The following is an 18,048-nucleotide window of genomic DNA, read 5'->3' on the forward strand; positions in this document are numbered from 1 at the left end:
CCAGCGTGCGCCAGCACCGCCCGCTCCTGCGCGGGGGTCAGATCGAGGGCGAACCGGTACGCCTGGATCACCCTCATGCCACCACGATGCCATCGCGGCATGGCCACAACGTGGAGGCCCGCCCGCCGCGGTGGCACAACGACTTCGAGTGGTCAACGCACTGACCGGCCGATCCGGCAACGAAATCATCACCGAAGCGGTCACCGAATGACTCGACCGCAACCAGCCAGCGAACGACGCTCATCGTGGAGCACCACAGCGCGCCATCGACCACTATAGAAGGCTCATCCGACAGCGGTTAGCAACCCCTCGGCGTTGACCATCACCAACGCGACGCCCGAGGTGCCGTACGCCACCCGCAGGTGGCTGGTGTCCACCCCGGCGGCGGTGATCCGGGCGCGGAGGGTGACGCCGAACGAGTCGGAGCCGATGGCGCCGAGGAACGCGCAGGACGCGCCGGCCCGCACGGCGGCGACGGCCTGGTTGGCGCCCTTGCCGCCCGGCACCATGACGAAGTCGGTGCCGAGCAGGGTCTCGCCCGGCCTCGGCAGGGCCGGGGCGGTCGCCACGAGGTCCATGTTGGCGCTGCCCACGACGACGACGCGGGTCTGCGGCACGTGGACACCTCCCGGTGTCATGGGGAAACTCAGGCGGCGCGGGCGGTGTACCGGTCGCCGTGGCGTTCGACCAGCAGGGGCAGGCCGAAGGTCTTGGAGAGGTTGTCCCCGGTCAGCGTCTCGCCGAGCAGCCCCTGCGCCACCACGCCGCCCTCGCGTAGCAGGAGCGCGTGGGTGAAGCCGGGCGGGATCTCCTCCACGTGGTGGGTGACCAGCACCAGCGCCGGGGCGTCCGGGTCGTACGCCAGCTCGGCGAGCCGGGCGACCAGGTCCTCCCGGCCACCCAGGTCGAGCCCGGCGGCGGGCTCGTCGAGCAGCAGCAGTTCCGGGTCGGTCATCAGCGCGCGGGCGATCTGCACCCGCTTGCGCTCGCCCTCGGAGAGGGTGCCGTAGGGGCGGTCGGCCAGCGCGCCGACCCCGAGTTGGCCGAGCAGGGCCCGGGCTCGTGCCTCGTCGCCGCGCTCGTAGCTCTCCCGCCACCGGCCGACGACCGACCACGCGGCGGTGACCACCACGTCGGCGACCCGCTCGTCGGCGGGGATCCGCTCGGCCAGGGCGGCGGTGGAGAGCCCGATGCGGGTCCGCAGCTCGGTCACGTCGGTGCGGCCGATCCGCTCGCCGAGCACGTGGGCGGTGCCGGTGGTGGGGTGCAGCCGCCCGGAGGCGAGGTTGAGCAGGGTCGTCTTGCCGGCGCCGTTGGGGCCGAGGACCACCCACCGCTCGTCCAGCTCGACCCGCCAGTCCAGGTCGTGCAGAAGGGCCGTGCCGGAGCGGCGTACGCCGACGCCGTCGAGGCTGACCACCAGATCCGCGTCCACGGGCGAGGGGGCGGCAGCGGCGCCGGTCGCGCCGGGGATCAGGTCACCAGTCACGAGCCCATCCAACCACGCACCGCCGGGGTGCCCCCCACGGGCGGCGTGCCGGCCCTAGGCTGAGGCGCCGTGTCGTTGATCACCCCCACCGGAGGACCGCCGATGCCCGTTCCGAGCATGGAGCCGCGCGGATGAGCGCGGTCATCGAGATCGAGGGTCTGCGGAAGACCTTCCACAGCCTGCGGCGCGGGCGCCGGGTGGCGGTCGACGGGTTCGACCTGCTCGTGGAGGCCGGCCAGGTGCACGGTTTCCTGGGGCCGAACGGGTCGGGCAAGACGACCACCCTGCGCGCCCTGCTCGGGCTGGTACGAGCGGACGAGGGCCGGATGCGGGTGCTCGGCGAGGACTCGCCGGAGCACCTGCCCCGGGTCACCGCCCGGGTGGGTGCGATCGTGGAGAGCCCCCAGTTCTTCGGCAACTTCACCGCACACCGGACGCTGCGACTGCTGGCCCGCGCCGGGGGCGTGCCGACCAGCCGGATCGACGAGGTGCTGGAGCAGGTGGGCCTGCGCGACCGGGGCCACGAGCGGGTGAAGGGCTACTCGCTGGGCATGAAGCAGCGCCTCGCGGTGGCGTCGGCCCTGCTCAAGAGCCCGGAGCTGCTGATCCTCGACGAACCGGCGAACGGGTTGGACCCGGCCGGCATCCGAGAGATGCGGGACCTGATGCGGACGCTGGCCGACTCGGGCGTGACCGTGCTGGTCTCCAGCCACATCCTCGCCGAGATCCAGGTGATCTGCGACCACGTGACCATCATCTCGCAGGGCCGCCGGGTGGCGGCGGGACGCGTGGACGAGGTGCTGGCCGGCTTCGACCGGCACGAGGTGCTGGTCCGGGTCGACGAGCCCGACCGGGCGGCGGAGCTGCTGCGCGTGGCCGACCTCACGGTCACCCAACACCCCGACCACCTGGTGGTGCACGGTGTCGACGACGCCACCGCGGTCAGCCGGACCCTCGGCGAGCAGGGTGTCTGGGTCCGCGAGCTGACGCCGCTCCGGCCGGATCTCGAGAGCGTGTTCCTCGAGCTGACCGGGCCGGTCGCGCACCCGGCGGTGCCCCGGCAGGTGGACGGCTCCACGGAATCCGCCGCGGAGGCCCGCGACGACGTGACCGACCTGGGACGCAAGGGAGTGGACGCGTGAACCTGGTCCGTGCCGAGTTGGAACGCCTCGGGGCCCGGCGCTTCGTCCAGCTGATGCTCGTCCTGCTGGTGCTGGCGTTCGGCGTGACCGCGCTGACGAATGTGGCCATCTCCCACCGGCCGACCCCGGACGAGATGACGGTCGCCCAGCAGAGAGCCGACAGCGAGCGGCGCGAGATGGAGCTGCACCACGAGCGGTGCCTGGCCCGGCAGCGGGGCGAGCTGCCGTCCGAGCCCTTCGACGGCGGCTACTACCCGGCGGACTGCAGCGAGGTGGATCCCGCCCTGCGCGAGCGGTTGCCGGTGGCCGCCGACCATCTCGTCGAGGTCTTCACCTTCAGCCGGGACACCCGACCCCTCCTGTACTTCCTGATCGCCTTCCTCGTGCTCTTCGGTTTCCTGGTCGGGGCCTCCTACATCGGGGCCGACCTGAACTCCGGCGGGGTGGTGAACCTGCTGCTGTGGCGACCTCGCCGGATCGCGGTGCTCGGCGCGAAGCTCGGCACGCTCATGGCGGTGGTGCTTCTGCTGTCCCTGCTGGCCTCGGTGGCGTACCTCGCCACGTTCTGGATGATCGCCCTTGTCGACGGCTACGTCGGCCCGGTGGACGGGGACTTCTGGTCCGACCTGGGCGCCGTCTGGGCGCGCGGCCTGGTCGTGGTGCTGCTGTCCACCGCGATCGGCTTCGCCATCGCCACGCTGGGCCGGCACACCTCGGCGGCGCTCGGCGCGGTCGCCGCGTACGCGGTGGTCTGGGAGCTGGGGGCCCGGCTGGTGATGGAGATCCTCTCGGTGGGCCGCCCCGACCAGCTGATGTTCTCCAGCTACCTGGGCGCGTGGCTGGCCGGCCAGGCCGAGTTCTGGGACCGCCGCGGCTGCACCGATCCGTACGGCGGGTTCTGCGACGGCACGTACGTGCTGACCTGGCGGCCGGGCCTGGTGGTCCTGCTGCTGCTCGCCGGCGGCCTGACCGCGGCGGCCTTCGCGGTGTTCCGCCGCCGCGATCTCATCTGACGCACGTCGCCGGGCCCGGTGACGCACGTCGCCTGGCCGGCGGGCTGCGGCAAGACCTTGCAGTCCGCCAGCCAGGGGTGAAATATTTCTTCACATGGCGGACGGCGGCGACACCCGGTCAGCCGACCGTGGAGCCGAACACCTCGTCCCGGACGGCCTCCAGGGCGGTGTGCAGGGCGCCCCGCAGGATCGGCTCCTCGGTCAGCCCGGTCGGCACCACCCGTGGGCGGACGAGCGTGATCGCCGCGACCTCGTGCTGCACCCGCTCGGCGAGCGCCACGCCGCCGGCCTGGCCGACATCTCCGGCCAGCACCACCAGCGGCGGGTCCAGCACGACGCAGGTGCTCGCCACACCCAGGGCGAGCCGGCGGGCCAACTCGTCGAGCAGCGGGCCACCGGCCGCGCCGTCGGCGATCGCCGCCCGCACCGCCCCGGCCGCGGTGTCGTCCCGGTACCCGTGCTCGGCCGCCAGCGCCAGGACCGTGTCACCGCCGACGAGCTGCTGGAAGGCCGGCTTCGCCCGGCGGGAGACGTCGCGCGGGATGGGCGCGCCGGGCACCGGCAGGTAGCCGATCTCGCCCGCGGCGCCGCTGCTGCCGTGGTGCAACCGGCCGCCGAGCATGATCGCCAGACCCACGCCGGCACCGACCCAGACCAGCACGAAGTCGGGCACGCCCTGCGCCGCGCCGGACTGCGCCTCGGCCATCGCGGCCAGGTTGACGTCGTTCTCGAAGACCACCGGGGTGTGCAGGTCCTCCCGAAGGGCGGCGAGCAGGCCGGCGTGCCAGCGCGGCAGGTTGAACGCGAAGGTGATGTCGCCGCTGGCCGGATCGACCAGACCCGGGGTGCCCAGCACGATCCGCCGTACGCTCGACAGCTGCGCCTGCGCGCTGCTCGCCACCCGGACGACGGCGTTGTGCACCACGCCCACCGGGTCGTCGGTGTCCCGCGTCGACTGCTCGACGCGACCGATCACCGCCCCGGTGATGTCGGCGCAGGCCGCGACCACCCGGTCCGGCCCCACGTCCACGCCCACGACGTGGGCGCTGCCCGGGCGGACGGCGTACAGCTGGGCGTTCGGGCCCCGCCCGCCGGCCTGCTCGCCGACCCGGGTGACCAGCCCCCGCTCCTCCAGGCGCTCGACCAGCTGGGAGGCGGTGACCTTGGACAGCCCGGTCAGCTCGCCCAGTCGGGCGCGGGTCAGCGGGCCGCGCTCCAGCAGCAGTTCCAGTGCCGCGCGGTCGTTGAGCGCCCGCAACAGACGGGGGGTGCCGGGGAGCCGGGTCGCACTCATGCAACGTCCTCGAGATTCTATAAAGTTTGCTAACTGTAAACCGACCTGCGAACGGGTAGCCGTAGCGTATCGGCCACCTGCGACCGGAGTGTTCGGCCGACCCGGTACGCCGGTGACCGCCTCCGGGACGACGTCCGTGCCACCGGGCACCGAAAGGGGAAGATCAGTGGGGCTGGATCCAGGACTCCGCCGGCTCGCGCTGGGCACGCTGCTCGCCGCGTACCCGGGCCCGGTCCCGCCGGACTGGGCCGTCGACCTGGTGGCCGAAGGGCTCGCCGGGCACACCCTGTTCGGCACGAACGTCCACAACCCGGCGCAGGTGGCGGCGAGCACGGCCACGCTGCGCGCCGCCCGGTCGGACGTGCTGATCGCGATCGACGAGGAGGGCGGGGACGTCACCCGGCTCGCCCACGCCACCGGCAGCCCGTACCCGGGCAACGCCGCACTCGGCGCGATCGGCGACGTGGCGCTGACCCGGCGCGTCCACGAGGCGATCGGCGCGGAACTCGCCACCCTCGGCATCACCGTCAACCTCGCCCCGACCGTCGACGTGAACAGCGCCGACGAGAACCCGGTGATCGGCACCCGGTCGTTCGGCGCCGACCCGGTCAGGGTGGCGGCGCACGCCGCCGCGGCGGTGGCCGGCCTCCAGGCGGCCGGCGTCGCCGCCTGCGCCAAGCACTTCCCCGGCCACGGCGCGACCGTCGCCGACTCCCACTACGAACTGCCGACCGTCGACGTGCCCGTGGACGTGCTCCGCGAGCGGGACCTGCCGCCGTTCGCCGCCGTGGTCGCCGCCGGGGTGCGGGCGGTGATGACCGCCCACATCCGGGTCCCGGTGCTGACCGGGGACGGCCCGGCCACCTTCAGCCGCGCGGTCCTGGTGGACCTGCTGCGGGGCGAGTACGGCTTCACCGGCACGATCGTCACCGACGCCCTGGAGATGAAGGGCGCCGCCGTGGCCGCCGGCGGCGTGGGCCCGGCCGCCGTCCGGGCCCTCGCCGCCGGGGCGGACCTGCTCTGCATCGGCGCCAAGGTCGACGCCGACCTGGTGGAGCAGGTCGCGGCGGAGATCGTCGCCGCGCTCGGCGACGGCCGGCTGGACCGGGCGCGCGTCGAGGAGGCGGCCGGCCGCACCGCGGACCTCGCCGCCTGGACCCGGGCCGCCGGCACCGTCGGGGCTGCGCCCGCCGACCTGGGGTACGCGGCCGCGCGGCGCGCCGTGCGGGTGGAGGGCGTGCTGACCGGGCTGGACCGTCCCCTGGTGGTGCAACTGCACTCGACCTCCACCATCGCCGAGGGGCGGGTGCCGTGGGGCCTCGGGCCGCACCTCGCCGAGGCGGAGGAACTGCGGGTGGTGGCCGCCGAGACCGACCCGGCGACCCTGCGCGCGCTCGCCGGCGACCGGCCGATCGTCCTGGTCGGCCGGCACCTGCACCGGTTGCCGGGCGCCGCCGACCTGGTCGCCGCGCTGGCCGCGCAGCACCCGGTGGCGGTGGTCGAGATGGGCTGGCCCGCGCAATGGCGGCCGGTCGGCGTCCGCGCCTTCGTCACCACGTACGGGGCGAGCCACGCCAACGGGCGCGCCGCCGCCGAGGCCCTCGGCCTGGCCGGCTGAGGGGGGCCGGCCCGCCCCCGGTCGCCGGGATCCGGCCGGCGACGGGCGAGGGCCCGGGTGCAGAGCGCGCGCCGGGCCGTGCATCCGACGGCACGGGTACGGGTATGCGGGTCGGATGACCGCGACCGAACCATGGCTCCGGGCGTTCGCCGACCTCGCCCACCGATCGCACCGGGCGCCGCCCGACGACCTGCCGGTCGCGGTGAACGCCGCACTCCGGCCGCTTCGGGTCTCGGTGACCATCTACCTGGTCGACGCGGAGCAGGACGACCTGCGTCCCCTGCCCGAACCCGGCCGCGCGGCGCCCGAGCCGCTGCCCATCGACACCAGCCTGGCCGGCCGGGCCTTCACGCAGGTGGAGGTGCACGCCGGGCACGGCCCGCCGCCCCGGCTGTGGCTGCCGATCGTGAACGGCACCGACCGGCTGGGGTTGTTGGAGGCGTTCCTGCCCGAGGACGTGGACCCGGCCGACGAGGCGCCGCGCGACGGGCTCCGCCTGATCGCCGGCCTGGTCGGTCACCTGGTGACGAGCAAGAGCGCGTACGGGGACGGCCTGCACCGGGCGCGCCGCAGCCGGCCCATGGCGCTCTCGGCCGAACTGCTCTGGCAGTTGCTCCCGCCGCTCACCTTCGCCACCTCGAACACCGCGATCAGTGCGATCCTCGAACCCTGCTACGAGGTCGGCGGCGACGCCTTCGACTACGCCCTCAACGGCGCGACGGTGTCGCTGGCGCTCCTCGACGGCGTGGGCCACGGCCTGCCGGCGGTGCTCACCACCTCGGTGGCGCTGTCCGCGTTGCGCGCCGCCCGGCGGGCCGCGGCCGACCTGGTCGGGCAGGCCCGGGCGGTCGACGCCGCCATCGCCGGCCAGTGGACCGACGCCCGCTTCGTGACCGCCGTCCTCGCCGAGTTCGACACGGACACCGGTGCGCTCCGGTACGTCAACGCGGGCCATCCAGCGCCGGTCCTGCTGCGCCAGGGTCGAGCCGTGCAGACCCTCGCCGAGGGGCGGCGTCTCCCGTTGGGCCTTCGGAACGACCGTACGGACGTGGCGCACGTCCGCCTGGAGCCGGGTGACCGGCTCCTGCTGCACACCGACGGGGTGACCGAGGCCCGCGACACGGCGGGTGACCTGTTCGGACTGCCACGCCTCGCCGACCTCGCCGAGCGGCACATCCGCTCCGGCCTGCCCGGACCGGAGACGCTGCGGCGGATCAGCCACGCGGTGAGCGGGTACCAGGCCGGGCCGACCCGGGACGACGCCACGCTGCTGCTCGTGGAGTGGTCCGAGCGGGCCGCGGCCATCACCGAGCCCTGACCGACTGTCAGGTCAGGCGGCGCCAGGTGGGACCCTCGGCCCCGGCCGGGTCGGGCAGGCCGAGCAGCGGGCCCACCGCGGTGATCTGCAGGACGCGGGCCACCACCGGCTGCGGATCGGTCACCCGCAGGACGGCACCCCGCTCCCGGGCGGCGGTGGCGGCCAGCACGAGCACGCGTACGCCGCTGGAGTCCAGGAAGGGCACGTCGGCCAGGCCGACCACGACCTCGCGCAGGCCCGGGCGGGCCAGCGCGTCGGCGAGCGTGGCTTCGAGGGCGTCCGCCGTCGAGATGTCGACCTCGCCCGTCGGACGCAGCGTGACCCGGCCGGGATCCCCGCCCGGGCCGGCACCGGTGGACCGCCTCACTGCGCCCTCGCCTCCGCCTGACATCGTCCGCCCACCATACCGATCACCACCGCAACCGGCACGGTGAGCGCGTACGGCTCCCCGGCGTCGCCCGTCACACGCCGCATCACCGCTCGGCATCCGTGCCCGGCCGCTTCTCCGCAGGTCAGAGTCTGTTTCTCGACACTCCGACCTGCGCGCATGACCCTTGCCGTCGAGCCAATGGATACGTAGCGTGATCGATACACACGGTGTCCGGCGCGCCCGTCGGACGCCGACACGGGGCCTGGGGGGAAGGGCGCGGACCGGGGATCCGGCCCGGGAACTCCGGTCCGCGCCCTGCCGACGGGTCAGCTCGGGTAGACGCCGAACGACCGCCAGCCCCGGTCGGGGAAGCCGGCCGCCTCGGCGACCCGGGCGGAGGCGGCGTTGCGCCGGTCGTGCAGGTACGTCGGCACGGCTCCCTCGTCGAGCACGCGCCGGGCCGCCTGGGCGACCAGCCGCCGGGCCAGGCCGCGCCCGCGTGCCGCCGGCACGGTCCCGACCGCCAACTCCCGGCCGTACGCGTCGTGCCGCTTGATCCCCACGCCCGACAGGTACCGCCCCCGGTCGTCCCGCACCACCAGCACCGGCCGGTCGAACAGCCGCAGCCAGGGCGGCAGGCCCGGTGTGGTCGGGGGGACCCACTCCCCGACGTCGGGCAGCGGCGTCGGCGCGAGGCTCCACCGGAGCACGTCGTCGTGCACCGCCCACCCGGGGTGACCGACGGCCGCCGGCAGGCCGGACAGCAGCCGCCGCATGGAGCCCCGGGCCAGGTCGCGGGCGGCGGCGACCCGGTCCGGCGCCACGGACAGCACGGTGGTCGCCCCGGCGGAGACGGCGATCGCCGGGCGGAGCCGGCCGTCCCAGGCGGGCTGCGCCCGGCGGTGTGATCCGACGACGTGCAGGCCGGGGCCGGCGGGCCACTGGCCGAGCCACGTGGCCAGGTGCAGGTGGAGTCGCCGGTCGCGCATGGGCTCCTCCCTCCGGCCCCTGGTCGTCACTCCGGCGATCACCGTACGCCGACCGCGCCGCCCCCGAGGCACCCTTGCCCGCCTGCGGTACCGCCCGCCTCAGTGGTGCCCGCCGGGGGGGTATCTGCGAGGGACGTCGGTCACTGCGCCGAGGCGTAATCGACTCGCAAGGTTCGTCCCGGCCGGCCATGGCTAGGCTGGCCCGACACGAGGGAGGTCCGGTGGCGCAGCGGGTGCTGGTCGTCGACGACGACCGGACGGTCAGCGACGTGGTCTGCCGTTACCTGGAGCACGCCGGCTACCACGTCACGCACGTCGGCGACGGCGTCTCGGCGCTCGCCGCCGTGGCCACCGAGCCGCCGCACCTCGTCGTCCTCGATCTGATGCTGCCGGGGCTCGACGGGCTGGAGGTCTGCCGGCGGCTGCGCGCGCGGCCGGACGGCGTACCCATCATCATGCTCACCGCGCGCGGCGACGAGGCCGACCGGATCCTCGGCCTGCAACTGGGGGCCGACGACTACCTGGGCAAGCCCTTCTCCCCCCGCGAGCTGGTGCTGCGGGTCCGGTCGGTGCTGCGGCGCACCGGCGGCGAGCCCGCCACCGCGCCGCCGGACGTGCTGCGCGACGGCGACCTGGTGGTCGAGACCGGCCCCCGGGTGGCCCGGCTGCACGGCCGCGAGCTGACCCTCACGGTGCGGGAGTTCGACCTGCTGGCGCACCTGATGCGGCACCCGGCGCGGGCGTTCCGCCGGGCCGAACTGCTGGAACGGGTGTGGGGCTGGAGCTTCGGCGACCAGTCGACGGTCACCGTGCACGTCCGGCGGCTGCGGGAGAAGGTCGAGGCCGACCCGGCGAACCCCCGGCGGATCGTGACCGTGTGGGGCGTCGGCTACCGCTACGAGCCCACCGATGCGTGATCTCGCGCTGATCTTCGCGTTCGCGCTCGTCGCGGCACTCTGCGTGGGTGCGGTCGGCGCGCCCGTCCTGCGCCTGCTGCGCGGGCGGTCCATCACCGTCCACATCGTCGCCCTCTTGGCGGTCACCGTCACCGCGGTGGTGGCCGGCGTCGCGGCGGTCGCCGAGGCGATGTTCCTCTCCGCGCACGACCGGGACGTGGTGCTGATCACCGTGGCCGCCGCGGCCGCGGTGAGCCTCGCGGTGGGCTGGATGTTCGGGCGACGGCTGGCCACCGCGGCGGTCTGGGCCGATCAGGCCCGGCAGCGGGAACGACGGATCGAGCAGGGACGGCGCGACCTCGTCGCCTGGGTCTCGCACGACCTGCGGACCCCCCTCGCCGGGCTGCGGGCGATGGCCGAGGCGCTGGAGGACCGGGTGGTCGACGACCCGGCGACGGTGGACGAGTACCACCGCCGGATCCGGGTGGAGACCGACCGGATGACCCGCCTGGTGGACGACCTGTTCGAGCTCTCCCGCATCAACGCGGGCGCGTTGCGGCTGACGCTGTCGGCCGTCCCGCTGGGCGACGTGGTCTCCGACGCGCTCGCCAGCACGGCGCCGGTGGCCGCCGCCCGCCGGGTCCGCCTGGAGGCCCCCGACTCGGGCTGGCCCACCGTGCTGGCCAGCGAGCCGGAACTGGCCCGGGTGGTGGGCAACCTGCTGCTCAACGCGGTCCGCTACACGCCGTCGGACGGCACGGTCCGGGTGGACGCCGGGTGCGACACCGACAGCGCCTGGCTCGCCGTGGCGGACACCTGCGGCGGCATCCCGGAGGAGGATCTGCCCCGGGTCTTCGACGTCGCCTTCCGGGGCGAGCCGGCGCGTACCCCGCGCCCCGGCGACGGCGCACCCGCCAGTTCGGGCGGGCTGGGGCTGGCGATCGTGCGGGGGTTGGTTGAAGCCCACGGCGGGCGGGTACAGGTCAAGAACATCACCGACGGCTGTCGATTCGAGATCCGGTTGCCGCTCGCGGGAACCGGCGGCATCGATCGACCGTCATATCTATTTCCATAGACGTACAACTTTCTTTGGGACGGTAGGGTCATGCCGAATCAGCCGAATGACCGTTACCAACACGACCCCGAGCTGCTCTGGCCGGACACCGGGGTCGCGGGACGGTTCCCGGCCCAGCCGCCGTACCGGGGCAACCGCACGGCCACGCTCACCTGGGGTGAGCTGAACCGCCTGCCCGCCGGCACCTCCACCCACAACCTCAACACCCGCTGACGCACGGCGGCGAGCCAGCGCGGGCTTTCGCACACCTGTCGGGTAACGTCTTCTGGTCCTTCGACCGGCCTACGACAGGAGAAGCTCCGCGCATGGGCAAGAAGACGATCCGCGTCTCCGACTTCAGCGGCACGGTGCTCCAGCCCGACGACGAGGCCGTCCGCGTCGTCGTTCTGGAACACCCTGACCTGGTGGCCGGGCCCGTGCAGCTGGACGCCACCCCGGTCGAGGTGGAGAGCATCGACGACGCCGCCCTGGACGTCGCGGTCGTCGAGATCCACGACCGGCACGGCGGCGGCGAGCCCCGCCGGGTGGTGCTGACCGCCAGCGAGTTCGACTCGATGGCCACCGACGTGCCGATGGCGCAACTGCTGAAGACCGCCGAGCGGGTACGCCCGCCGAAGACACGCCGGGCCGCCGAGAAGGTCGACTACGGCACGATCGAGCACGCGGGCAGGCCGCACCGGGGCCGGGTCACCGAGGAGGAGGCCCGGCTGGTGCGCGAGCGGCTCGACGAGGTCAACAAACGCCTCGCCGACGCCGGGCTGCGCCAGATCGACCCGGCCGACCCGGAGCACGCCGCCCGGTACGGCTTCCCCGCCTGACCGTCGTCACTCGTCGGCGGTCGTCTGCTTGACGGCCGCCGCGACCGCCGCGGTCAGGTGCGCCTCGGCGGTCGCCTTGTCGACGCCCAGGCCGGACAGCACGCCGTCGCCGTCCTCCTGCTCCAGCAGGGCGAGCAGGATGTGCTCGGTGCCGATGTAGTTGTGCCCGAGCCGCAGCGCCTCCCGGAACGTCAACTCCAGCGCCTTCTTGCTCTGCGCGTCGTACGGGATCAGCGCCGGCACCTCGCCGCCGGGCGCCGGCGACAGCGCGGCGGTCGCGGCCTCGCGCACCCGCTCCAGGGACACGCCCTGCGCGACGATCGCCTTCGCGGCGAGCGCCTCCGGCTCGGCCAGCAGCCCCAGCACGATGTGCTCGGGGCGGATCTCGAGGTGTCCGGTCGCCCGCGCCTCGTTCTGGGAGGCCATCACCACGTTGCGGGCCCGGGGCGTGAACCGGTTGAAGCCCTCCTGCGGGTCGATCTGCGTGTCGCCCGACTTCGACACGAACCGCTTCTGCGCGGCCTGCTTGCTCACCCCCATGCTCCGGCCGATCTCCGTCCAGGAGGCGCCCGAGCGCCGGGCCTGGTCGACGAAGTGCCCGATCAGGTGGTCGGCGAGCTCGCCGAGGTGGTCAGCGACGACGACCGCGCTGGCCAGTTGGTCGAGCGCGTCGGTGTGCACCTTCTTGATGCCGTGGATGAGGTCGTCGAGGCGTACGGGGTTCGTCATCTGCACCGGATCCGTCATGCGTCAACCATAGGTTGACGCATGAGTGCCGTCAACCACCGGTTGACGGCACTCCGCGATCGACATCACGTGCAGCGCCAGACCACCGCTCGGATCGTGCCGGAGGCGTCGTCGGCCTGGCCGCCGATCGTGCGTCCGTCGTCGCTCACCGTCTCCCCGATGTTGGTCAGCGCGCCCGGCTCGTGCTTCACCAGGTCCGGCAGGGTCACCGGTCCCGCCTCGGAGAGGAACAGGCCGCGGCCCTGCGGGTCGGTTCCGACCTGCCAGCCGTGCGCGTTCGCCGTGCTGGCCCGGATGGCGAACTCCGGGAACACCCGCACCTCGCCGGTGCGGACGTTCCACCGGACCGCCGAGGCCGCGGCGCCGCCCCGCGTTCCGACGAGCACGCCGGTCGCCCAACCGTTGCGGACCGTGAACGCCCGTGCGCCGGTCACCCCCTGGACGTTCGGCAGCGGCAGTTCCCGGTGCGACCCGTCCGGGAACCAGACGTACGGCCGCTCGGTCCGGGCACCGTCGGTGATGACGGTGCCGACCACCGTGCCGTCCTCGTCGACGTCGTGCGCCTCACCGCCGTCCGCCCCCCGCGGCAGCGGCAGGGGGACCGCCTCGCTCGCCGGAGACGCCCAGACCACCGGCCGGCGACTCCGGTCGTCCACCCCGACGATCTTCCCGGCCTCGTTGACGGCCCTGGCCGAACCGAACGTCACGCCGCGCAGCCGGGTCAGCCTCCCCTCGGCGTACGCGTACGGGACCGGCCCGAACCCCTCGTCGCCGGCGCCCAGCCGCTGGTGGGCCGCCCCCACCGCGAGCCCGGCCGTCGTGACGTCGTGCAGCGTCTGGTCGGAGCCCCGCATCGGCACCTTCGTCGCCTTGCCCGCCGTCCAGACGAGGACCTGGTGATCGCCGTCGCGCGGGTACGAGCGGCCGAGCAGGATCCGCCCGGTCGGGTCGGCCCCGGTCACCAAGGCCATCGTCACGCCGTCGGGAACCGGGAGCTTCGAGATCGCGCAGCGGGTCGGTGGCGGAGGCGCCGCGGCGACCGACGGAGCGGCGGTCGGCCGGTCCGACGCGCTCGGCGTCGGTTCGGCGCTGGCCGACGCACTCGGCGCCGTGGTGGGCGCGCTCGCCGACCGGTCCGGCTGGTCGGTCCGGAGCGCGGCCACCGCCAGCGTGCCGCCGGCCACCACGACGACGCTCATCCCGCCCGCACCGACGTACGTGAATGCCCGCCGCAGCCGGCGTCGCCGCCGGCCCTCGGCCATCGCCCGCCCTACATCCACGGTGGACCTGGTGGACGGCTCACGGTCCAGCAACCACAGCAGCCCCAGGTCGTGATCGCGCTCGGTCATCCCGCGTACCTCTCTCTCGTCGCCGCGACAGGCGCCCGCTCGCCGAGCAGGCGGCGCAGGGCGGCCAGACCGTGCGAGGTCTGGCTCTTCACCGTTCCGGGCGAACACCCCAGGATCTCCGCCACCTCGTTCACCGGCAGGTCGCAGATGAACCGCAGCACCAGTACGGCCTGCTGCCGACGCGGCACGCGCGCCAGTGCGGCGCGGAGGACCTCCCGGTCCTCGGCGCCGGCGTCCTGCACCGCCGCCGGCTCCGGGGGCGCCGCGAACAGCCGCACCCGTGACCACGCCCGCCGCCGCTCGTCGATGAAGGTACGCACGAGCATCGTGCGTACGTACCGGTCGAGGTCGTCCGCGGCGCGGGCGCGGGCCCACTTCACGTACAGCGTGGTGATGGTCTGCTGGACCAGGTCGTCGGCCCGGTGTTCGTCCCCGGTGAGGAGACAACCGAGCCGGCGCAGCGCGGGTATCCGCGCCGTGACGTACTCGACGTACTCGTCGTCGCCGTCTGCCATTCGCCGCTCCTCCAACCGGTGACGTCCCACCCTCAGACGGGCCCGGCGGTCCGTCCGGTTGTATCCGATCGCGGGGAGGGCCCGGCACCCGTGCGTGGTCACGTTGCCCCGTCGGGCTCCTTGGACCGGACCCGCCGGACTTGCGTACGGCAGGCGGCATGGCGTAGGAGCAACGCATGCGCCTTCACGTGGGATGTGCGATGTGGACGCTCAGGTCGTGGCAGGGACGGCTTGTGGCGCATCCGCTGCCGTCCCAGGAACGCCTGCGGCACTACGCCGGTTGGTGCAACGCGGTCGAGGGCAACACCACGTTCTACGCGACCCCCACGCGCGACACCGTGGCCTCCTGGGCACAGCAGACCGACCTCGACTTCCGATTCGTGCTCAAACTGCCGAAGCTCGTCACGCACGAACGCCGCCTCGGTGACGTCGACGAGCCGCTCCGCGTCTTCCTCGACGCGATCGAGCCACTCGGGCCGCGGGCCCACGCCCTGTGGATCCAGTTGCCGGGATCCTTCACGCCCGCCGACGTCCCCGTACTCGCCCGCTTCCTGCGCCGGCTCCCCACGTCCCACCGGTACGCCGTCGAGGTCCGCCATCCCGCGTTCTTCGGCGACGCCAACGCCATTCGCCCCCTCGAAGAGGCACTCGCCACCGTGGCCGCCGAGTGGATCCCCTTCGACACCACCGCCTTCTTCCAGAGCCCGCCCAGCAGCGACGCGGAGCGGGACGCCTGGACCAAGAAGCCCCGTATGCCGCGCCGGTCGGTCGCGCTCACGGACCGGCCGATCGTCCGGTACCTCGGCCGCGACGACGACGCGCGGACGATCGAGGGTTGGCAGCACTGGGTGGACGTCGTCGCCGGGTGGCTGCGCGAGGGGCGGTCACCGACGGTGTTCATCCACATTCCGGACAACGCGGACGCGCCCGTCCTGGCGCGCCGCTTCCACGACGAGGTACGGGCCCACGTACCCGGGCTCGACCCGCTGCCCGAGCCGATCCCGGTCGAACCCCTGACCCTCTTCTGACCGTGTCTCGGCCGCAACGACTCAGACTGTGAGTCGCCGGGCGGCGATCAGCGGGTGCCGGTGACCTCAAGTCCGAGCCACACGGCGAGATCGTCGATCTCGGCGCGGACGGCAGCGGTCATGGCCTCGGTGAAGGGGACGTCCTCGTGGATCGCGTTGACGACGAGGGCACCGGCCCTGCGGTCCGCGGTCGCGTCGAGTTTTCCGACGAGTCGATCGTCGTGGAGGACGGGGAGCGCGAAGTAGCCCCACCGACGCTTCTCCCTGGGCTTGTACATCTCGAGGATGTACTCGAAACCGAAGAGCTGCTCCGCGCGAACGCGATCCTGGATGAGGCGGTCGAACGGCGACAGCAGCGCCGTACGCCCGGTGAACGGCAGGCCCAGATAGGCCGGGTGGACACGCCAGGTTCCCGGCGTGCCCTCGACGACGGCCTCCTCTCCGGCGTCGCCGACGTACGGCGACTCGCCCGGATTCTGTGGCCCGGTGGAGCGGGCGATGCCGAGCGCCGCGAGCCGGCGCTCGTTGCGGTGCCGGGATGCCGCCGCGCGATCCAACGTCGGCAGGTCGGCAGGGAACACGCGCTCGGGGAGGTCCCAGTAGCGCTGCCGTCCCTTGCGACCGGAGATCGCGACATCGCCGCGGAGGGCGAGGAACTCGAGCATCTTCGTGACGTTCCGATTGTTGGTCCAGCCCGACGACGGCCAGGGCTCGACGCTGGTGTCAGGGATGTCGCGGGAGAGCAGGGGGCCGTCCTTGTCCAGCAACGCGAGGATGTCGCGGCGGAACGGTGCGTTCTTCGCGAGCCATGCTGCCATTGCGGGGTACGCCTCCGCGTCGCGCACCTCGGCGATCACGGCGGGAAGGTCGCGCGGCACCCGGATGTAGGCGACGGTTTCGACAAGCGTGCGGTCGTTCTCGATCGCCGTGGTCAGATCGGCCGGGTCGTAGGTCGAGCCGAGCCGGCTCCACAGCACGAGGTCGGCGCTGGGGGCGATGGCCGCGGTCGGGTCGATCTGCAGGACCGCCAGGCGGTCGACGACGTCGACGAGGTCGGTCGGACGCGGGGCGTCGAGCAGTTGGGCATGGATCGCGATGCGGCGGGCTTCGTCCCGGTCCAGACGGTGGGCGGCCATGCTGACGACCCTAGTGGCGCCGCTGCCCGAACACGATTCGGGCGAGATGGCCCTTGTTCTGATTGGTATATGCAAGGACCAGCATGACAAGAAGGCTTGACCCGGCAAGCCAGATCAGCCAGTCACCGGGGGACTCCAGATGCGAGAGAGTTGCAATCAGGCAGGCGAGCCCGGACAACGGAAAGATCAGTTGCAACCCGAGTTCGTAGAGCAGCGACCGAGCGTCCTTGTGGCGCGCATAATATTCCTCCCACATGAACGTTCGCTCATCGGCCGAGCACTGAATGGCGACCGGCCGGAGAACCTCGCGAATGTACCTGTTCGCCGCCTCGCGATCCCTCCGACGCCTGAGGATGGTGACGCCAGAGACGGCCGACAGAACAGGAAGGGCAAGGAGCAGTCGTGGATCGGCGCTGTTCGCCACAACAAACCCCAGAATTACGGCCACAACGGTCATGTATGCGCCAACCAGAGCGTGTGACGCTGCCGACTTCTGAGCCGCGACAGCTCGAATTGCGTTGTACTCCGCGATAAGCAAATTCGTACGGCTGTCTGTGCGCGCGCCCGTCGCGACATTCTCATAGCCCCGCGGGGCGCCCAACTGACTGACCAGGTCTTCCCACGCCATAGCCCGATGATGGCAATTGACCGCAACCACTTGCCCGCCCACGCCTCGCTAGCCGCATCCCGCGGTGGCCGTCTCCTGCGCCACCAGGGCGGAGGTGACCGCCGGACCGGTCCATGGTGAGAGGTGGCCAGATCGATCAGGGATCGAGAAGCGCGGGCCACGGAGCCGCACCTAGCCTGATCGTCATGGACATCACCATTCACACCAGCTTCCTCCCGCATGTCGACCCGGACGCCTCCCTGGCTTTCTACCGTGACGCCCTCGGCTTCGAGGTCCGCAGCGACGTCGGACAGGGCAAGATGCGCTGGATCACGGTCGGCCCTGTCGGCCAGCCCGACACGTCCATCCTCCTGGCGCCGCCGGCCGCCGACCCCGGGGTCACCGAGGACGAGCGCCGCACCATCGTCGAGATGATGGCCAAGGGCACCTACGGCTGGATCCTGCTGGCCACCCGGGACCTCGACGGCACTTTCGAGAAGGTGCAGGCCGCCGACGCCGAGGTCGTCCAGGAGCCGACCGAGCAGCCGTACGGCATCCGCGACTGCGCCTTCCGCGATCCCGCGGGCAACCTGGTCCGCATCCAGGAACTTCGCTGAGCCGTCCGGTCATCCATCAAAGGAGTT

General features: G+C 73.2%; 19 protein-coding genes and 1 pseudogene. 10 read left to right on the forward strand and 10 right to left on the reverse strand.

Annotated elements, in window-relative coordinates; all coding sequences use genetic code 11:
• Window positions 1-305: 305 nt before the first annotated feature.
• Window positions 306-617, reverse strand: a pseudogene (locus ACTMS0_RS23325) (PfkB family carbohydrate kinase); the annotation flags it as partial.
• A gap of 29 nt (window positions 618-646) precedes the next feature.
• Window positions 647-1,489 carry an ABC transporter ATP-binding protein gene (locus ACTMS0_RS23330; protein ID WP_441157387.1) on the reverse strand — a complete coding sequence of 281 codons (843 nt, stop codon included), beginning with the start codon at window positions 1,487-1,489 and terminating at the stop codon, window positions 647-649.
• A gap of 131 nt (window positions 1,490-1,620) precedes the next feature.
• On the opposite strand from ACTMS0_RS23330, the gene ACTMS0_RS23335 reads away from it, so the two are divergent.
• Window positions 1,621-2,631 (forward strand): ABC transporter ATP-binding protein, encoded by a 1,011-nt coding sequence (locus tag ACTMS0_RS23335; RefSeq protein WP_441157388.1) that lies wholly within the window; start codon window positions 1,621-1,623, stop codon window positions 2,629-2,631.
• Complete coding sequence (locus tag ACTMS0_RS23340) at window positions 2,628-3,644, forward strand: ABC transporter permease subunit (protein WP_441157389.1); 1,017 nt, start codon at window positions 2,628-2,630, stop codon at window positions 3,642-3,644. Before ACTMS0_RS23335 ends, ACTMS0_RS23340 begins: the two co-directional genes overlap by 4 nt.
• Before the next feature lie 118 nt (window positions 3,645-3,762).
• Here the strand turns inward: ACTMS0_RS23340 and ACTMS0_RS23345 are convergent, their stop codons facing one another.
• The gene (locus ACTMS0_RS23345) at window positions 3,763-4,938 is read right to left on the reverse strand and encodes an ROK family transcriptional regulator (RefSeq protein ID WP_441157390.1); all 1,176 of its coding nucleotides are present in this window, start codon (window positions 4,936-4,938) and stop codon (window positions 3,763-3,765) included.
• Between the two features lie 166 nt (window positions 4,939-5,104).
• Here ACTMS0_RS23345 and ACTMS0_RS23350 point away from each other — a divergent pair, with 166 nt between their 5' ends.
• The gene (locus ACTMS0_RS23350; protein WP_441157391.1) at window positions 5,105-6,556 is read left to right on the forward strand and encodes a glycoside hydrolase family 3 N-terminal domain-containing protein; all 1,452 of its coding nucleotides are present in this window, start codon (window positions 5,105-5,107) and stop codon (window positions 6,554-6,556) included.
• Window positions 6,557-6,671: 115 nt separating this feature from the next.
• Entirely contained in the window at window positions 6,672-7,874 is a 1,203-nt protein-coding gene (locus ACTMS0_RS23355; RefSeq protein ID WP_441157392.1) for a PP2C family protein-serine/threonine phosphatase, read from the forward strand.
• Between the two features lie 7 nt (window positions 7,875-7,881).
• On the opposite strand, the gene ACTMS0_RS23360 is transcribed toward ACTMS0_RS23355, so the two are convergent.
• Both ACTMS0_RS23360 and ACTMS0_RS23365 read right to left on the reverse strand, forming a co-directional pair.
• The gene (locus ACTMS0_RS23360; protein ID WP_441157393.1) at window positions 7,882-8,241 is read right to left on the reverse strand and encodes an STAS domain-containing protein; all 360 of its coding nucleotides are present in this window, start codon (window positions 8,239-8,241) and stop codon (window positions 7,882-7,884) included.
• A 329-nt stretch (window positions 8,242-8,570) separates the two neighbouring features.
• Window positions 8,571-9,233, reverse strand: a complete 663-nt coding sequence (locus ACTMS0_RS23365; protein WP_441157394.1) for a GNAT family N-acetyltransferase — start codon at window positions 9,231-9,233, stop codon at window positions 8,571-8,573.
• A 221-nt stretch (window positions 9,234-9,454) separates the two neighbouring features.
• Here ACTMS0_RS23365 and ACTMS0_RS23370 point away from each other — a divergent pair, with 221 nt between their 5' ends.
• From ACTMS0_RS23370 to ACTMS0_RS23385, 4 genes are all read left to right on the forward strand, one after another.
• Window positions 9,455-10,150, forward strand: coding sequence for a response regulator transcription factor (locus tag ACTMS0_RS23370; RefSeq protein ID WP_441157395.1), 696 nt, complete (start codon window positions 9,455-9,457; stop codon window positions 10,148-10,150).
• Window positions 10,143-11,204 (forward strand): sensor histidine kinase, encoded by a 1,062-nt coding sequence (locus tag ACTMS0_RS23375; RefSeq protein WP_441157396.1) that lies wholly within the window; start codon window positions 10,143-10,145, stop codon window positions 11,202-11,204. Before ACTMS0_RS23370 ends, ACTMS0_RS23375 begins: the two co-directional genes overlap by 8 nt.
• A 30-nt stretch (window positions 11,205-11,234) precedes the next feature.
• On the forward strand, window positions 11,235-11,417 hold the full coding sequence (locus ACTMS0_RS23380) for a hypothetical protein (protein WP_441157397.1): 183 nt from the start codon (window positions 11,235-11,237) through the stop codon (window positions 11,415-11,417).
• A gap of 92 nt (window positions 11,418-11,509) precedes the next feature.
• A complete protein-coding gene (locus tag ACTMS0_RS23385) occupies window positions 11,510-12,022 on the forward strand; it encodes a hypothetical protein (protein WP_441157398.1) in 513 nt (170 codons plus the stop codon).
• Window positions 12,023-12,028: 6 nt separating this feature from the next.
• Here ACTMS0_RS23385 and ACTMS0_RS23390 read toward each other — a convergent pair whose 3' ends face one another.
• From ACTMS0_RS23390 to ACTMS0_RS23400, 3 genes are all read right to left on the reverse strand, one after another.
• Window positions 12,029-12,769: a Clp protease N-terminal domain-containing protein gene (locus ACTMS0_RS23390; protein ID WP_441157399.1), complete on the reverse strand. Its 741-nt coding sequence runs from the start codon at window positions 12,767-12,769 to the stop codon at window positions 12,029-12,031.
• A 65-nt stretch (window positions 12,770-12,834) separates the two neighbouring features.
• The gene (locus ACTMS0_RS23395) at window positions 12,835-14,118 is read right to left on the reverse strand and encodes a hypothetical protein (RefSeq protein WP_441157400.1); all 1,284 of its coding nucleotides are present in this window, start codon (window positions 14,116-14,118) and stop codon (window positions 12,835-12,837) included.
• Window positions 14,115-14,633 carry a SigE family RNA polymerase sigma factor gene (locus ACTMS0_RS23400; protein WP_441157401.1) on the reverse strand — a complete coding sequence of 173 codons (519 nt, stop codon included), beginning with the start codon at window positions 14,631-14,633 and terminating at the stop codon, window positions 14,115-14,117. Before ACTMS0_RS23400 ends, ACTMS0_RS23395 begins: the two co-directional genes overlap by 4 nt.
• 200 nt (window positions 14,634-14,833) lie before the next feature.
• Here ACTMS0_RS23400 and ACTMS0_RS23405 point away from each other — a divergent pair, with 200 nt between their 5' ends.
• Window positions 14,834-15,661, forward strand: coding sequence for a DUF72 domain-containing protein (locus tag ACTMS0_RS23405; RefSeq protein ID WP_441157402.1), 828 nt, complete (start codon window positions 14,834-14,836; stop codon window positions 15,659-15,661).
• Between the two features lie 47 nt (window positions 15,662-15,708).
• Here the strand turns inward: ACTMS0_RS23405 and ACTMS0_RS23410 are convergent, their stop codons facing one another.
• The gene (locus tag ACTMS0_RS23410; RefSeq protein ID WP_441157403.1) at window positions 15,709-16,797 is read right to left on the reverse strand and encodes a DNA glycosylase AlkZ-like family protein; all 1,089 of its coding nucleotides are present in this window, start codon (window positions 16,795-16,797) and stop codon (window positions 15,709-15,711) included.
• A gap of 10 nt (window positions 16,798-16,807) precedes the next feature.
• Window positions 16,808-17,425 (reverse strand): hypothetical protein, encoded by a 618-nt coding sequence (locus ACTMS0_RS23415; RefSeq protein ID WP_441157404.1) that lies wholly within the window; start codon window positions 17,423-17,425, stop codon window positions 16,808-16,810.
• Between the two features lie 185 nt (window positions 17,426-17,610).
• On the opposite strand from ACTMS0_RS23415, the gene ACTMS0_RS23420 reads away from it, so the two are divergent.
• Window positions 17,611-18,021 carry a VOC family protein gene (locus ACTMS0_RS23420; RefSeq protein WP_441157405.1) on the forward strand — a complete coding sequence of 137 codons (411 nt, stop codon included), beginning with the start codon at window positions 17,611-17,613 and terminating at the stop codon, window positions 18,019-18,021.
• Window positions 18,022-18,048: the final 27 nt, after the last annotated feature.

Origin of the sequence: Micromonospora sp. H33 (assembly GCF_052068455.1) — a bacterium.
Lineage (GTDB): Bacteria > Actinomycetota > Actinomycetes > Mycobacteriales > Micromonosporaceae > Micromonospora.

Bases quoted from the DNA above. Each gene is read 5' to 3' on its own strand.
- ACTMS0_RS23405 (WP_441157402.1), top strand. From the start codon at position 14,834: ATGTGGACGCTCAGGTCGTGGCAGGGACGGCTTGTGGCGCATCCGCTG.
- ACTMS0_RS23380 (WP_441157397.1), top strand. From the start codon at position 11,235: ATGCCGAATCAGCCGAATGACCGTTACCAACACGACCCCGAGCTGCTC.
- ACTMS0_RS23345 (WP_441157390.1), bottom strand. From the start codon at position 4,938: ATGAGTGCGACCCGGCTCCCCGGCACCCCCCGTCTGTTGCGGGCGCTC.
- ACTMS0_RS23410 (WP_441157403.1), bottom strand. From the start codon at position 16,797: ATGGCCGCCCACCGTCTGGACCGGGACGAAGCCCGCCGCATCGCGATC.
- ACTMS0_RS23335 (WP_441157388.1), top strand. From the start codon at position 1,621: ATGAGCGCGGTCATCGAGATCGAGGGTCTGCGGAAGACCTTCCACAGC.
- ACTMS0_RS23420 (WP_441157405.1), top strand. From the start codon at position 17,611: ATGGACATCACCATTCACACCAGCTTCCTCCCGCATGTCGACCCGGAC.
- ACTMS0_RS23365 (WP_441157394.1), bottom strand. From the start codon at position 9,233: ATGCGCGACCGGCGACTCCACCTGCACCTGGCCACGTGGCTCGGCCAG.
- ACTMS0_RS23390 (WP_441157399.1), bottom strand. From the start codon at position 12,769: ATGACGGATCCGGTGCAGATGACGAACCCCGTACGCCTCGACGACCTC.
- ACTMS0_RS23355 (WP_441157392.1), top strand. From the start codon at position 6,672: ATGACCGCGACCGAACCATGGCTCCGGGCGTTCGCCGACCTCGCCCAC.
- ACTMS0_RS23400 (WP_441157401.1), bottom strand. From the start codon at position 14,633: ATGGCAGACGGCGACGACGAGTACGTCGAGTACGTCACGGCGCGGATA.
- ACTMS0_RS23375 (WP_441157396.1), top strand. From the start codon at position 10,143: ATGCGTGATCTCGCGCTGATCTTCGCGTTCGCGCTCGTCGCGGCACTC.
- ACTMS0_RS23385 (WP_441157398.1), top strand. From the start codon at position 11,510: ATGGGCAAGAAGACGATCCGCGTCTCCGACTTCAGCGGCACGGTGCTC.
- ACTMS0_RS23395 (WP_441157400.1), bottom strand. From the start codon at position 14,118: ATGACCGAGCGCGATCACGACCTGGGGCTGCTGTGGTTGCTGGACCGT.
- ACTMS0_RS23415 (WP_441157404.1), bottom strand. From the start codon at position 17,425: ATGGCGTGGGAAGACCTGGTCAGTCAGTTGGGCGCCCCGCGGGGCTAT.